Origin of the sequence: Mesorhizobium sp. M4A.F.Ca.ET.022.05.2.1 (assembly GCF_003998845.1) — a bacterium.
GTDB lineage: Bacteria > Pseudomonadota > Alphaproteobacteria > Rhizobiales > Rhizobiaceae > Mesorhizobium.
In genome coordinates, this window is the sequence record NZ_RZOJ01000117.1 from 1 (window position 1) to 15,044 (window position 15,044).

General features: G+C 63.9%; 13 protein-coding genes. 6 read left to right on the top strand and 7 right to left on the bottom strand.

Features of this window, described 5'->3' with window-relative positions; all coding sequences use genetic code 11:
- The coding region (locus tag EN745_RS15120; protein WP_145992034.1) for an NAD(P)/FAD-dependent oxidoreductase at positions 1 to 1,513 on the bottom strand (1,513 nt) is incomplete at its 3' end.
- A 199-nt stretch (positions 1,514 to 1,712) separates the two neighbouring features.
- Between EN745_RS15120 and EN745_RS15125 the strand changes: the two genes are divergently transcribed.
- The 4 genes from EN745_RS15125 to EN745_RS15140 all read left to right on the top strand — a co-directional run bounded on the left by EN745_RS15125 (position 1,713) and on the right by EN745_RS15140 (position 5,865).
- Entirely contained in the window at positions 1,713 to 2,507 is a 795-nt protein-coding gene (locus tag EN745_RS15125) for a methyltransferase domain-containing protein (protein ID WP_127421643.1), read from the top strand.
- A gap of 27 nt (positions 2,508 to 2,534) precedes the next feature.
- Positions 2,535 to 3,200 (top strand): transcriptional regulator BetI, encoded by a 666-nt coding sequence (gene betI / locus EN745_RS15130; protein WP_245487735.1) that lies wholly within the window; start codon positions 2,535 to 2,537, stop codon positions 3,198 to 3,200.
- Between the two features lie 52 nt (positions 3,201 to 3,252).
- Entirely contained in the window at positions 3,253 to 4,335 is a 1,083-nt protein-coding gene (locus EN745_RS15135) for an ABC transporter substrate-binding protein (RefSeq protein ID WP_127421645.1), read from the top strand.
- Positions 4,336 to 4,554: 219 nt separating this feature from the next.
- Positions 4,555 to 5,865, top strand: a complete 1,311-nt coding sequence (locus tag EN745_RS15140) for a flavin monoamine oxidase family protein (protein ID WP_127421646.1) — start codon at positions 4,555 to 4,557, stop codon at positions 5,863 to 5,865.
- Here the strand turns inward: EN745_RS15140 and EN745_RS15145 are convergent.
- The 4 genes from EN745_RS15145 to EN745_RS36115 are packed head-to-tail and all read right to left on the bottom strand — an operon-like array spanning position 5,829 to position 8,848.
- A complete protein-coding gene (locus EN745_RS15145; RefSeq protein WP_127421651.1) occupies positions 5,829 to 6,902 on the bottom strand; it encodes an ABC transporter ATP-binding protein in 1,074 nt (357 codons plus the stop codon). The two genes, EN745_RS15140 and EN745_RS15145, sit on opposite strands and share 37 nt — an antisense overlap.
- A gap of 55 nt (positions 6,903 to 6,957) precedes the next feature.
- Positions 6,958 to 7,782, bottom strand: coding sequence for an ABC transporter permease (locus EN745_RS15150; RefSeq protein WP_127421647.1), 825 nt, complete (start codon positions 7,780 to 7,782; stop codon positions 6,958 to 6,960).
- Entirely contained in the window at positions 7,779 to 8,696 is a 918-nt protein-coding gene (locus EN745_RS15155; RefSeq protein ID WP_127421648.1) for an ABC transporter permease, read from the bottom strand. Before EN745_RS15155 ends, EN745_RS15150 begins: the two co-directional genes overlap by 4 nt.
- Positions 8,693 to 8,848: a hypothetical protein gene (locus tag EN745_RS36115; RefSeq protein ID WP_189363056.1), complete on the bottom strand. Its 156-nt coding sequence runs from the start codon at positions 8,846 to 8,848 to the stop codon at positions 8,693 to 8,695. Before EN745_RS36115 ends, EN745_RS15155 begins: the two co-directional genes overlap by 4 nt.
- 151 nt (positions 8,849 to 8,999) lie before the next feature.
- On the opposite strand from EN745_RS36115, the gene EN745_RS15160 reads away from it, so the two are divergent.
- A complete protein-coding gene (locus tag EN745_RS15160) occupies positions 9,000 to 10,418 on the top strand; it encodes an aminotransferase (protein ID WP_127421649.1) in 1,419 nt (472 codons plus the stop codon).
- 162 nt (positions 10,419 to 10,580) lie between these two features.
- Here EN745_RS15160 and EN745_RS15165 read toward each other — a convergent pair whose 3' ends face one another.
- Complete coding sequence (locus tag EN745_RS15165) at positions 10,581 to 11,783, bottom strand: aromatic ring-hydroxylating dioxygenase subunit alpha (protein ID WP_127421650.1); 1,203 nt, start codon at positions 11,781 to 11,783, stop codon at positions 10,581 to 10,583.
- Between the two features lie 513 nt (positions 11,784 to 12,296).
- On the opposite strand from EN745_RS15165, the gene EN745_RS15170 reads away from it, so the two are divergent.
- Complete coding sequence (locus tag EN745_RS15170; RefSeq protein WP_126058020.1) at positions 12,297 to 12,701, top strand: hypothetical protein; 405 nt, start codon at positions 12,297 to 12,299, stop codon at positions 12,699 to 12,701.
- A 204-nt stretch (positions 12,702 to 12,905) separates the two neighbouring features.
- On the opposite strand, the gene EN745_RS15175 is transcribed toward EN745_RS15170, so the two are convergent.
- Positions 12,906 to 14,966: a sensor histidine kinase gene (locus EN745_RS15175; protein WP_245487736.1), complete on the bottom strand. Its 2,061-nt coding sequence runs from the start codon at positions 14,964 to 14,966 to the stop codon at positions 12,906 to 12,908.
- Between the last annotated feature and the right edge of the window lie 78 nt (positions 14,967 to 15,044).

Below are 15,044 nucleotides of genomic sequence, written 5' to 3' on the forward strand. Positions count from 1 at the left end.
GATGGGTCGAGGAGCCGCACATGTAAAGCCCGCCCACCGGCGAGCGGTATTGCGCGTAGCCAGGCACCGGGCGGTTGAACAGCAATTGGTCGAAGGTCAGTTCGCCCTGGAAAATGTTGCCTTCGGTGAGGCCGACCTCGGCTTCGATCTCGCGCGGCGTGCGCACTTCCATATGGACGATGCGGTCGCGGAAGCCGGGCGAGTATGCGGCGATCTGCGAAATCACGCTTTCGGCGAAGCCGTCGCGGTCGGCGTCGGTCCAGTCGCGGCCATCAATCTTCGGCGGCGCGTATTGCACGAAGCAGCTCATGAAATGTTTTCCTGGCGGCGCCATGGTCGGGTCGAGCGTGGTCGGGATCATCATGTCGAGGAAGGGGTCGGCCGACCAGCGACCGGCCTTCCAGTCGTCATAGGCGCGCTCCATGCGCTCGATGGAATCGGTGAAGTGCATGTCGGCGCGATAGACCGGCGAATCCTTGGGCAGGGCCCGGAATTCAGGCAGCGAATCCAGCGCGATGTTGACCTTGCCGGAGGAGCCGCGAATCTTGAAGTTCCGGACCCGGCGCAGAAAGATGTCGGGCAGTTCCTTCTCCTCGACCAGCTTCAGGAAGGTGCGCTTGACGTCGGCGTTGGAGATGACGAGCTTGCCGTAGATCTCCTCGCCGCCAGCGAGCACGACGCCCTTGGCCTTGCCGTTCCTGACCAGCACATGATCGACCTCGGCGCCGGTGCGGATGGTGCCGCCGGAGGCCCTGAAGGACGCGGCCAGCGCCCTGGTGACGGCGCCCATGCCGCCGCGCGCATAGCCCCAGGCGCCGACCGAGCCGTCGACCTCGCCCATATAGTGGTGCAGCAGCACGTAGGCCGTGCCCGGCGACATCGGCCCAAGCGCGGTGCCGATGATGCCTGACAGCGCGAAGTTCGCCTTGATGACGTCGGTCTCGAAATACTCGTCGAGGAAGTCCGAGATCGACATCGTCCAGAAGCGCAAGGTCAGCGCCTTCTCCTCGGCCGAAAGACCGGCGAACTTTTTCCCCAGAAAGAGCAATTCGCCGAGGTCGCGCGGCTTGAAACTGGTCGGGTCGGGCGCGGTGCGCATCAAGAGCGGCTGGATGAAGCGGCATTGCCGCGTCACGTCGCGCGAATAGCGGTCATAGGCCTCGGCGTCGCGCCTGGAGAAGCGGGCGAACTCGCGGCGATGGGCATCGTGGTCGCGGTAGTTGGCGAGATAGTCGCCGTCGCGGGTGAACACCGCGCCGCCCTCATAGGAGATGACCTGCAGGCCGAAGCGCGGCAGCTCCAGGTCGCGCATGATCTCTGGCCGGAACAGCGAACAGACATAGGAACAGTTGGAGTAGAGGAAGCCCGGCGTCAGCTCGCGGCTGGTGGCCGCCCCCCCGACCCAGTCGTTCTTCTCGACGACCAGCACGTCGAGCCCGGCGCGCTGCAGGTAACAGGCATTGACCAAGCCGTTGTGGCCGCCGCCGATGACGATCGCATCCCACGCCTTCATGTGCGCTCAACCTCCATCCGGCTGCCCCTTCTTCGGGCTTTTTGTCCCCTGTCGCACCGAATTTGGCACGGATCACGGATTTCTGTCCAGCCATTTTGAATGAATGTTCAACAAATGGTGTTGCGTTTTCCCGTTTATGCGCTAGGCTTTGCGAGCATTTGCGACTGGGGCCATTTTCGGCATTTTTGACTGAGATCCGATGATCAAAACAGCGCACGCCGAGCCGGAATATGACGATACCGCCATCCGCTTCCTGGAGGCGCTCTGGGGCGAGGGCTACCTGTCGCCGGGCGGGCCCGAAGAGGTTGACCGAGTGGTCGAAGGCCTGTCGCTGGAGGGCAAGACGGTCCTCGACATCGGCTGCGGTGCCGGCGGCATCACGCTGCATCTGGTCGCGCGCCACGGCGCGGCGCATGCGACCGGCTTCGATGTCGAACGGCCGGTGATCGAGATGGCAAAGCGGCGCGCGGCCATGCAAGGTCTTGAAGATCGCGCCAGCTTCGTTCAGGCGCCGCCTGGTCCGCTGCCGTTCGCCGACGCTTCCTTTGATGTCGTCTTCTCCAAGGATGCGCTGCTGCATGTGCCCGACAAGGACGCGCTGTTCGCCGAGATCTTTCGCGTGCTGAAGCCGGGTGGCGTCTTTGCCGCGTCGAACTGGATGATTGCGCATGACGGCGAACCGTCGCCGCAGATGAGGGCCTATGTCGCGGCCGAAGGCCTGTCCTTCGCCATGGCCTCGCCGGCGCGCTATGCCCAGGCGATGCGCCGGGCGGGCTTTGCCGATATCGCCGTGCGCGACCGCAATCCCTGGTATCGCGAGGTGGCGCGCGATGAGCTGGCGCGGCTCAAGGGGCCGCTCTATGGACCCGTCGCCGGCGTGGTGGGTGCCGCCTATGTCGACAAGAACATCCATACCTGGGAGGCGATGCAGAAGGTGCTTGACAGCGGTGAGCACCGTCCCACTCATCTGCGCGGTTGGAAGCCGGTGGTATAGCCGGCGATGCTGGAGACCGTGACGCTCATGAAGACTGCAGAGGCCAGGAAGGTTCTCCCCGAACCGTCGCGAAAGGGCGACGCCGAAAAGCGCGGCCGCAAGGCCTCGAAGGAGGTCAGGCAACTGCAACTGATCGAGGCGACGATCGATTCGCTCGCCAAGCGCGGCTACGCGGAGACGACGATGGCCGATGTCGCCGATGGCGCCGGCCTGTCGCGCGGCATCGTAAACTTCCATTTCGAGAGCAAGGAAAAGCTGCTGATCGCCACGCTGCAGCACATGTATGACGAATATTCGGCGCATTGGCGCGCGGCCCTGCAGAACGCTGGCGATGATCCGGCAAGGCAGCTGCAGCTGCTGGTGTGGGCCGACTTCGACCGCTCGATCTGCAACAAGCGCAAGCTCGCGGCATGGCTGGCCTTTTGGGGCGAGGCCAAGTCGCGGCCGACCTACCAGGCGCTGAGCAGCTCGCGCGACAACTACTACCAGCAGGTCTTCATCGATCTCTGTGCGAAGCTCAAGGAGAGCGGTGGCTACACCTATGAACCCCAGGTCATCGCGCTGGCGCTCAGCGGCATGCTCGAGGGGCTCTGGCTGCGGCTGATGATGGGCACCGAGGACACCACCCGCGAAACCGCGCTGCAGGCGGCGAATGCGTTCCTGGCGGCGGCATTTCCCAGGCACTACCCATGAGAAGAAGGCCGGCCGACGAGCCGGCGGAAAAGACAAGGAGGATGGAACAGCAATGAGAACTCTGAGCCGACGCCTGACGCTGACCCTGGCACTGACCGGTGTGCTCGCCGCTTCCGCGGCGGCGCTGGCGGTTGCCGCCGACAAGGACCTGATCGTGTTCGACTGGTCCGGCTATGAGGATCCAAGCTTCCACGGGAAGTATGTCGAGAAGGATGGCGACTCGCCGACCTTCGCCTTCTTCGGCGACGAGGACGAGGCCTTCGAAAAGGTGCGCTCCGGCTTCAAGGCCGATCTCGGCCATCCCTGTTCGCAAAGCGTGGTGAAATGGCGCGAGGCCGGATTGCTGCAGCCGCTCGATACGTCGAAGATCACGGGCTGGAAGGACCTCAATCCCGGCATCATGGCGATGAAGGATCTCGCTACCACAGCCGACGGCAAGGCCTGGTTCATGCCGTGGGACTGGGGCGACACCCAGCTCACCTACAATTCCGAAAAGATCGACGAGAAGGACGTGCAGTCGCTGAAGGCCTTCGCCGATCCGAAGTTCAAGGGCCGGGTCTCGATCGGCGACAATGTCGACGACGCCTATGCGCTGGCAAGCCTCGCCATCGGGCTCAAGGACTGGACCAAGATGACGGACGACCAGTTCAAGCAGGCCTCGGATTTCCTGCGCCAGGTGCACAAGAACGTGCGCTCCTACTGGACCGACACCACCGACATCGTGCAGCTGCTCTCCGGCGGCGAGGTGGATCTCGCCTGGGCCTGGAACGACGCGGCGGTGCAGTCACAGGCCGCAGGCGTGCCGATCAAGTCCAGGAAGGACACCGAAGAGGGCATGTCGACCTGGGTGTGCGGCTATGTGCTGTTCAAGGATGCGCCGGGCAATGTCGACAAGGCCTATGACTATCTAAATGCCGTCAACGATCCCTCGGTCGCCAACATTCTGGTCAAGGACTGGGGCTACGGCCAGGCCAACGCCAAGGGCATGGCCGGTGTCGACCAGGCGGTGCTGAAGGAAAAGGGCTACGACAATGTGGAAAAGTGGGTCGACAAGACGCTGTTCCAGCAGCCTCTGCCTTCCGAGCTGAAGCTCAAGATGATCGCCGAGTTCGAGAAGATCAAAGCCGGCTATTAGGCCTGATTCTGGTGTCCCGTCCGCTCCGGCGGACGGGCTCGCCAACGCCCGGGAATTCTCCTAACCTCCCCCGTCGCTTTTCGCGACGGGGGAGTTTCGCGTCATGAATTCCACGATTCGTTGCCTTGCTCTTGCCGCCGCCGTCACCGTCGGAGCGGGCGCCGCCTACGCGCTTGCCGATGGCATGGTGGCCGCGTTCGAGAAGATCAGGGCCGGCTATTGACGACGGCAGCTGACAGAACCGGAGTCGTCATCGTCGGGGCCGGCTTCACCGGCCTGACGGCCGCGCTCGAGCTGAAGAAGGCCGGCATCGATTTCCTCGTGCTGGAAGCGCGCGACCGGGTCGGCGGGCGGGTGGAGGCGACGCGGAACGGGCTCGGCGAGCTGATCGACCGTGGCGGCCAGTTCCTGTGCGAGGACATGCCAGAGCTGATGGCGCTGGCTAAGGCGCGCGGCAAGACATTCGTCGAGACCTATGTCTATGGCGATTTCATCACCCATCCGTCGATGTCGGCCGGCCAGGCGGAGCGGACCTATGTGACCGCGATGGCGATCCGCGAACGCATGAACCGAATCGAGCCGGACGATTCCGCGATCGCCGGGCTGACCGTCGCCGACTGGCTGCAGCGCCAGGAGGATCCGGTCGATGCCAAGGCGGCCTTCCGTTCGATGATCGAGGGCCTGTGGTGCCTGGCGCTGGACAAGCTGCCGCTCTGGTATCTGATCGACAATGATCGCCGCATTACCAACGAAGTGCCGGAGCTGCAGTATTTTCTGCGCGAAACCATGCAGTCGCTGGCCGAGGACCTTGCCGGCGACCTCGGCGACCGGCTGCGGCTGAACGAAGCGGTCATTCGCATCGAGCGCCGACCGTCAGTCGTTCGCGTCGTCTCGGGCAGTGCTGCCATCGAGGCGCGCGAGGCCCTGGTCGCCCTGCCGCCTGCGACGGCCGACAAGCTCGATTTTCAGCCCGCCTTGCCGGCGGCCTTGAAGAAGGCGCTTGGCGTCTGGGAAAGCGGCGCGGTGGTCAAGATACTGATCCGTTACCCCAAGCCGTTCTGGCGCGAACGGGATCTGAGCGGCATGGTGATGTGGCGCGACATGCCGGGCCTGTTTGCATGCGACGCCAGCAAGGATGCCGAGCACGCAGCGCTCGTCGTCTTCATCGGCGGACCGCTGGCGCTGCGCTGCCGCAAGCTGAGCGCCGCGGCGTTGCGCGCCGAAGTCACGGCGAAGCTCGTGGATGCGGTTGGCCCGGAGGCGGCCGATATGCTCGATTTCAGCCACCGCGACTGGACGGATGACCGCTGGAGCGGCGGCGCCTATGGCGATCTCATCGTCGACGCGACGGCACGGGATGCCGAGCGCACGATTCTTGCCGGCGCGCCGCCGGTGCATTTCGCCTCGTCGGAAGTGTCGCCGTCTTTTCCCGCCTATGTCGAGGGCGCTATCGTGGCCGGGCGCATCGCCGCCGGAAAGATCCTGACCAGCCTTCAATCCGCCATCGCCACCAGGGCTTCGGGATCGTAGGCGAGGCGGATCGGCGCGCCGACGGGGATGTCGTCGGCGCCGAAATCGTTGGTCTCGGTCACCGAGAGCGGCTTTTCCAGGCCGGGTATCTCGACGATCAGGTGGGTGATCTCGCCGAAATAGTGGCGCTCGACCACCTTGCCGGCGACCTCGAATTTGGCCGTCGCATTGTCCCACAGTACGCGTAGCCGTTCCGGCCGGATGCCGAGCGTCGCCGCGCCGCCATTGCGGACAAAAGCCTTCGGCTTGTCGGTCCTGACGCGGCCGAAACCCAGCGTGTCGAGCACCAGCGAGGCGCCGTTCTCCTCGACGATTTCGGCCTTGACGAAGTTCATGCCGCCGAGGAAATCGGCCACCTGGCGGTTGACGGGGCGCTGATAGATCTCCTTCGGCGAGGCGACCTGCGCGATCTTGCCGCCGAACATCACGGCGATGCGGTCCGACATGGCCAGCGCCTCGTACTGATCATGCGTGACCAGCACGAATGTGATGCCGACCGCCTGCTGCAACCGGCGCAGTTCAACCTGCATCTGCTCGCGCAGCTTCTTGTCCAGCGCCGAGAGCGGCTCGTCGAGCAGCAGCACCTTGGGACGCATGACCAGCGCGCGGGCGAGCGCCACGCGCTGGCGCTGGCCGCCGGAAAGCTCGGTGGCGCCGCGCTTGCCGAGGCCGGTCAGCGACACCTGCGCCAGCGCCTCCTCGACGCGGCGCCTTTCCTCGCCCGCTTGCAGCTTCAAGCGCTTCAGCCCGTAGGCGACGTTCTGCTCGACATTGAGATGTGGGAAGATGGCATAGCTTTGGAATACCATGTTGGTCGGACGGCGGTTGGCGGGAATGCCCTCCATCGGCTGGCCGTCGACGGCGATCGAGCCGCTGGTCGGATTGTCGAAGCCGGCGATCATGCGCAAGAGCGTGGTCTTGCCGCAGCCAGACGGGCCGAGCAACGAGAAGAACTCGCCTTCCCGGATGGTCAGCGAAGCATCGTCAAGCGCCTTGAAGGCACCGTAGCTGCGGGTGACATCGCGGATCTCGATCATCGCCCGTTCGGACTGGAGACGATCGGACTGGTGGGGCCGTTCGGCCAGGGACAATTCAGGCATAAAGGCCTCCCTCGTTCCGGGTGCGGCTGGCCGCCCGTCGGCGCAGGATCTCGGCAATGGTCATCAGCAGGAAAGAAGCGAGGAGCAGCAGCGTGCCCAGCGCCAGCACACCCGGCAGCTTGGCCGCGAATCGCAGCTGGCCCCAGATGTAGATCGGCAGCGTCGCCTCGGTGCCGGTCAGGAAGAAGGCGATGATGAACTCGTCGAGCGAGATGGTGAAGCAGACGAGCAGGCTGGAGATGATCGCCGGCATCACCATCGGCAGTGTCACCCGCCGGAAGGTGCCGAAGGCACTTTCGCCGAGATCGGCGGAGGCTTCCTCGAGGCTGCGGTCGAAGCCCTCGAAGCCCGAGGTCAGCACCGTCATCGAATAGGGGATGCAAACCAGCACATGGCCGAGCACGACGGTGAACAGCGACAGGCTGAGGCCGAGCTGCAGCATCACCAAGAGCATCGAAATGGCGACGATGACCTCCGGCAGCACCAGCGGCGCCATGATCAGCCCGTTGATGGCGCGCCGGCCGGGGTAGCGGTAGCGGGTGATCGAGCGGGCGGCCAGGATGCCAAGCACGGTCGACAGGACCGAAGCGGAGACGCCAACGATCAGGCTGTTCCAGGTGGCGTCGATCAGCGCCGGCGTGCGCGGCAGGTCCTCGTACCATTTGAGGGTGACGCCCGAGAGCGGGAATTTCGGTGTCGCCGCGGTGTTGATCGAGAAGATCGGCAGGAAGACGACCGGCAGATAGAGGAAGGCGACATAGAGGAAGGCATAGGCCGATAGCCAGCCGCCTGGGAGCAAGCGTTTGATCGCCATCATCGAGCCAGCCTCTGCGCGGCGCGGATGATCAGCACCGTGGCGCCCGCCATCAGCGTCACGATCACCATGGTGGTAACGGAGAGCGCGGCGCCCAGCGGCCAGTTCGACGCCTTGCCGAACTGCGCCTGGATGGCGTTGGCGATCATGACGCCGTCCTTGCCGCCGACCAGCTTCGGCGTCACATAGTCGCCGACCGTCGGGATCATGACGATGAGCATCGCCGAGATGACCCCCGGCGTCGACAGCGGCAGCGTCACGCGCAGGAAGGAGCGCAACGGGCCGTCGCCGAGATCCGTCGCAGCCTCGACCAGCGTACGGTCGACTTTTTCCAGCGAAACGAAGATCGGCAGGATGGCGAAGGTCGCCCAGGCATGGGTCAGCGTGATGATGACGGCGCTCGAATTGTAGAGCAGCGCGGTCGAAGGCTCGTCGATGATGCCGAGGCCCATCAGGCCGGAATTCAAGACGCCGTTGTAGCCGAGGATCACCTTCCACGACATCACGCGCAGCAGGTAGCTGGTCCAGAACGGGATGGTGATCAGGAACAGCCACAGGCTCTTGTGACGGCCGCCGTGGAAGGAAATGAAATAGGCGATCGGGTAGGCGAGGATGACGGTGAGCACGCTGACCGTCAGTGAGATGTAAAGCGAGCGCCAGAGCAGGTCGCGATAGATCGGCTCGGTCAGCGCGATGCGGTAATTCTCCAGCGTGAAGGTGTGGTCGATGGTCAGGTAGTTCTGGGTCCAGAAGGAGTGGGCGAAAACCACCAGGATCGGCAGCACCAGCAGGACGAGGGCATAGAGGAAGGTGGGGCTGATCAGGGCAAAGCCCTGGACGGGTTCGGACTGCAGAAGGGCATTTCGTCTGGCCCGCGACATGCGCAGCGGGGGCGAGCCTTCGGCAGCCGCCGTCATTGCAGCGTTCCGGGCGTGATTTCGGGCACGAACAGTTCCGGCATGTGGCTCCCATTGGTCAGCGCCGGCGGCTTGTTCCCTTTTTTGCTCGCGGCGCAACCGAACGGTGCGTTGCTGGTCGCGCCGCTTGCTTGCCGGCTTTCTTTCATCATGAGCGCATCCGCCAATTGAAATCAAGCGCTATTTCTGTAATATTGATTGAACGGACATTCAAAATGAAGTGAAGAAAGACCATTTTTCCGGGGCTTGCCGCTTCATTCTTTGTCCGCCGAAGGATACACAACCATACGATGCGAGGCTAAGATGGCGGCTGCAAGGGAGATCAGGGCGAGGGAAACCAACCAGCCCGGCGATGACGATGCCGTGGAGCTGGCCAAGCGCCATCTCGTCCAGCCCTGGCCGTATGCCGGCTCGGTCGGCGCCGAGGCGCGCGCGCTGATCGGCGAGGGCGACGGCATCTACATCACCGACGCTTCCGGCAAGCGGCTGATCGACGGGCCGGCCGGCATGTGGTGCCTCAATGTCGGCCACCGCCGCGAGGAACTGGCCAGCGTGATGTACAACCAGGCGATGGCGCTGTCCTACAACACTCCGTGGTACACGATGAACGCGCCCTCGGCGGAGCTCGCCAGGCGCATTTCCGGTCACGCGCCCGCCGATCTCAGCCACACTTTCTTCACCACCGGCGGCTCGTCGGCGGTGGAGACGGCGCTGCGCTTCATGCAGTTCTACAACAATGTGCGGGGACGGCCGGAGAAGAAGCTGATCCTCAGCCGCGGCGGCGCCTATCACGGCTCGACTTACCTGTCGGCCTCGCTCAATGGCCGTCCGCGCGATCGCGACTGGATGGACGGCGCCGACGAGCTGGTGGTCAAGCTCTCCTCGCCCGATCCGTTCCGGCGGCCGAAGGAGATGAGCCCTGCTGCCTTCACCGATTTCTTGGTGGATCAGTTCCGCGACACCGTCGCCCGCGTCGGTGCCGACAGGATCGGGGCCTTTGTCGGCGAACCGGTGCAGGCCTCGGGCGGCGTGGTCGTGCCGCCGGAGGGCTATCTGAGGCGCGTCCGCCAGATCTGCCGCGACAACGACATCCTCTATGTCTCGGACGAGGTGGTGACCGGCTTCGGACGTCTCGGCCACGTCTTTGCCTCCGGCGAGGTGTTCGGCATAGACCCGGACATGATCACCTTCGCCAAGGGCGTCACCTCGGGCTATTTCCCGCTCGGCGGCGTCATTATCTCGGGGCGGCTGCTGGAACAACTGCGCCGTTCCAACCATCCCGACGCGCTGTTCGGCCACGGCCTCACCTACACCAGCCATCCGATCGGCTGCGCGGTGGCGCTGAAGAACCTCGACCTGCTGGAAGACGGCGTGCTCGCGCACGCGCGTGAGGTCGCGCCCTATTTCCAGGCGCGGCTGAAGACGCTGGAGGAATTGCCGCTGGTCGGCGAGGTGCGCGGCATGGGGCTGATGGCTTGCATCGAATGCGTCGCCGATCGCGAAAGCAGGAATCCGCTGCAGCTCGACAAGGACGTCGGCAAACGCATCGACGCACATTGCCATGAGCTAGGCTTGCTGGTCAGGCCGCTGATCAACATGTGCGTGATGTCGCCGCCGCTGATTATTTCGCGCGAGCAGATCGACGACATGGTGGCGATCCTGCGCGAGGGCATTTCGCGCACGATGGACGATCTCAGGAAAGAGGGCGTCTGGCGGGGGTGAGGGTTCTTCCTTCTCCCCGTTCTACGGGGAGAAGGTGCCCGAAGGGCGGATGAGGGGCTGCGCCGACCTCGGCGATTGGCTTGGTCGCCGGACGACGCCAGAAATTGGCGTCTGACTAAAACGATAATCTCAAAAACCTGCGCTGCCCCTCACCTGCCTGCTCTATCCCCTCGACCGCAGCGCGTCGTTCAGCGCCCACATGTCCTTTTCCTCCGGCGCCGTCTCCAGGCCGAGCACGGGGATCTGCTTGCGCAGATGATCGTGGTGGGTGCGCACCCCATATTCGAGGTCCGAGAGATAAAACCCTCCGAACGCTTCCGAAAGCATGGATTCGTTCGACCATACCGAAAGCTGCACGTCCTCGTTCATTGTGTCGCGGTCGATGCGGTAGGCGAGATAGCGCGCCGCCGCCTGTTCTCTCGTCTCGTCCTTGTAGCGGTAGATTGCGCCGCGCAGCAGGGTCTCGCCGGTCGACAGCGGGAACTCCTGATAGAACTGCACGGATTCCGGCATGATCGACAGCGCGTTGTTGGGGAAGATGCCGTAGTAGATCCAGGCCTTGCGCAGATGCTCCGGCAGATGCGAAGCGTCGGGCGCTCGCTTGATGTATTCGCGCACGCTCCAGCGCCGCCCGGCATGCGGATTGTAGGTGGCGAAGGATCGCGACACGCCGTTGACGAAGGGCTCGTCGAAATAGGTCGCACCATAAAGATCCTGTAGCGCCGGATGCGCCATGGCGACGTGGTAGCCTTCATTGTCGACGTCGCGCACCGACTTCCAGTTGACCGGCGATTTTTGGGTCCAGATGCCCCACGATGGCACCATCTCGGCGACGCGATAGTGCGCGATCTCGGCCTCGATCGGCTTCAAAAGCTCGGCCACCGAGGGCTGCGGGCCTCCCTCGTGGAAGCGGATGAAGATGAAACCCATCCAGATTTCGAGGTCGAGCGGCATCAGGCCGAATTCGGTCTTGTCGAGATCGGGGAAGGAGCGCGGACGGGCAGCACCGCGCAGCGTGCCGTCGAGATTGTAGACCCAGCCATGGAACGGGCAGACAAGCGCGTTCTTGCAGGTGCCCTGGCTGTCGGCGACGACGCGGCTGCCGCGATGGCGGCACATATTGTTGAAAGCGCGCACGAGGCCGTCCTTGCCGCGCACGATCAGCGCCCGTTCGCCGATGACATCCATGGTCAGATAGTCGCCGGGATTGGGCACGTCGGAGACATGTCCGGCGATCTGCCAATGGTTGCGGAAGACGTATTCCTTCTCGAGTTCTAGAAGCGCGTTGGAGTGGTAGCTCCATCCCGGCAGACCCCGCCGGTCCCAATCGTTGGGGATCGCCACGTCACGGAGATGCGGGTTCATAGAAGGCTCTTCTTTTGTTGAATGCTCATTCAATATAAGTATATTTTGCTTTGAAATGCAATGGTTTGTTGAAATATGAAATTTTGATGGCGCTGGGTTTGCATCCGCTCAGCGACGATCTGGCCAGGGAAAATCACGGAAAATCCGGGCGTTAACCAGGGTTCTGAAACAGGCCCGGAGCGGCCCGATCGACGTCGACCTGGCAGCGAGAAGCGGCGGCTCTCAGAGACGCAGTCCCGGCCCCGATTTCCTTCGCAAGTGTGAGATTGCTCATAGTCCGCAAGACCGCCTCAGGCCCATTGCTTCGCCTGTGAGGTCGCCTTTCAGGTCGCGCTTATGGAACAGAAATTGCAAACGAACACGAAAATCGGGGAATGACCGAATATGCCCGATCATGCCCGATTTTTCTGTTTCAAGCCGGTTACACGGGCAGCCATCGCGTATCATCCATCCGTTACCGGGTGCGGATACATTCGTTTCATAGCAAAAAGAAAGACAATGAAGGGGATTGCGATGTTCACGAAAGTCCAGACCGCCAACAACCGCCTCCAGGCACCGGAGCGCAACGATCGGCGACCGAAGCTGGCGCTGCGCCAGCGCGCCAGCGACCATCCGATGGCGATGTTCATGGCGATTGGCGCCCTTGCCTTCGCCGGCATGTTCCTCACACCGGCGGCAGGCCCCGCCTTCGCGTCGCTCAATCCGCCGGCAGGTGCCGTCGAAGGCGCGTCGACCACGATCAAGACCGGGCGTTTGCCGATGCCGCAGATCGATTTCGCCTGCAAGGGCCAGGCTTGGGGCGCCGAGAGCGCGGACTGTCTGCGCGCCATTGCCGAGCAGTCCGGCAAGCATAGGGAACGCGCGGTGCGCATGATCGCCAATGCCGCGCCGCTGACCAGCACGCCGAACGTCTTCTGACTTGTCGAACGTGATCCGCGAAACAGTTCCCCGCTTCGCGATCACGCTTTGACCTCCCCAGAGCGCTCCTCCTGCGCTCAAGTCAGGCTCCCACCGCATCGTCGGTTGGGAGCCTCTTTTTTTCGGTCTGTCGATATTCAGGTGAGGCCGGCCTGCTAACGGCGAGTTCCTGCGCTTGCTCCAGTATCTTTGAACGGCTGGATGTCAGCTCTCCACGGCAGCCTGCTCGGCGATGGCCGAAAGCACGCCGCGCACGTCCAGCGTGCTGAACGGCTTTTCCAGGATCTGCGGCCGCTGATGCGGCGGCAGCGCCTCGATCTCGGCCTTGGCGCCGATCAGGTCGCCGGTGACCAGCACGAAGCGCTGCGCCAGCGCCGGCCGTTCGGCGAGCAACTCGCGATAGATTGCGATGCCGCTGGTGCCGGGCATGCGCAAATCGGAAAAGACGATGTCGGGCGGCATCTGGCCGCTGAGGATCGCCGCCGCCGACGTCCACGCCGGCACGACGCGCGACTTGACGCCCATCAGCTCCAGTATGTCGGAGAGCGAGCCGGCGACATCGGGCTCGTCGTCGATGATCAGCGCGTGGCGCAGGCCGCTTGAGCGCGCCGGTCCTTCGCTGCCAGCGGCCGCGCCGGCAGTGATCGCCGGCAGCTGGACCACGAAACGCGCGCCGTGCGGCTGCACCTCCTCGAACCAGATGTTGCCGTTGTGCCGCTCGATGATCGACTTCGAGATCGACAGGCCGATGCCTGTGCCGACGCCGATCGGCTTGGTGGTGAAATAGGATTCGAAGATGCGTGAACGGATCGCTTCCGGCACGCCAGGGCCGTTGTCCTCGACGGAGAAGCCGGGATTGCCGCGATCGCTGCGAAACGTGCGCACCTTGATCAGCCGGTCGCCTGCGACGCCAGCCAACGCATGCTGACTGTTGACGAGGAAGTTGGCGGCCACCTGCGTGACATGGTCGGCATCGGCCATGGCCAGCAGCGGGCCGACGGCGAACTCGGTGTCGATGATGATGCCGCTGGAGCGCGCGCCATAGGCTGTCACTTCGAGCGCGGCGCGGATCACCTGGTTGAGGTCGGTCTCTGCCTGCTCGGTCGGATGCAGGCGCACCATCGACAGGAAGCTCTTGACGATGCGGCCGCAGCGCTCGGCGGCTGCGCGTACCTTCTCGGCGCGCACCTTGGTCTGCGGGTCGGTGGCGAACTCATGCAACAGCGTCGATTGCGCGACGACCACGGCAAGGGGGTTGTTCAGCTCGTGCGAGACGCCGGCCAGCAGCGAACCCATGGCGGCCATCTTCTCGTTCTGGTGCAGCTTCTCGCGCTGGCGGCCGATTTCCTCCTCGGCGCGCAGCTTGTCGCGCAAATCGCGGATCGAGCCGAAGATCAGCCTGCGGTCGGCAACCCGCATCTCGGTCGCCGTCAGTTCGATCGGGAACACCTCGCCGGCGGCATTCTGGGTCACGGTCTCGAGCCGCTGGCCAACCATTGGCGCGCCGCGGCCCGACATGTATTCGGCGCCCGAGGCATAGCCCTTGCGGTAGTAGATCGGAACGATGGTGTCGAGCAGGTCCTTGCCGAGGATGTCGCTGCGCGGGAAGCCGAACATCTTCTCGGCCGCCGGATTGAACTCGATGATCGAGCCGGTCTCGTCGATGACGACGATGGCGTCGAGCGAAGCCTGCAGCATGGTGCGGCGGATAACCTCACTGGCATGGGCGTCGGAGGGCGAGTGCTCGATGGCATCGCCGATGGCCAGCGCGATGATGTGCAGCGTCGCCTCTTCCTCATCGGTCCATTCGCGCTCGGCGACACAATCGTTGACCGCCAGCGTGCCCCAGAGATGGCCATGCGCGAAGACCGACACCGACAGGAACGACTTGATATTCTGCTTCTCGAAGTCGGCTCTCAGGAAGCCGTCGAGATCGCGGGTATGGCCGGCAAAGATCTTGCCTTGCCGCTCGTCCTCCTGCAGCCGCTCCAGCAACGGGTCGGAATTGATGATCGACTGCATGATGACGGTGGGCGAGGCGAGTTCGCCGCCGAATTCGGGATCGATCCAGTAGGCCGAGACCGACTGGGCGAAGCCCTGGCCCGGAAGCTCGCGAAGCCGAAACAGAATGCCGCGCTGGCAATCCATGGCGCGGCAGAGCGTCTCCAGGATGATGTCCATCTCGCGCTGCCAGTCACCGGCCTCGCGCAGCCGGCGCACGACGCGGACGGCCGCCATCGCCGCGCCCTGGCGGGTGGCTTGCATATCCGTTCGGGCGGCTTCGGCTGTCATGTTCAATACGTCACCCAGGGCCAGATCGGCAGGATATGAAATTCAGCACAC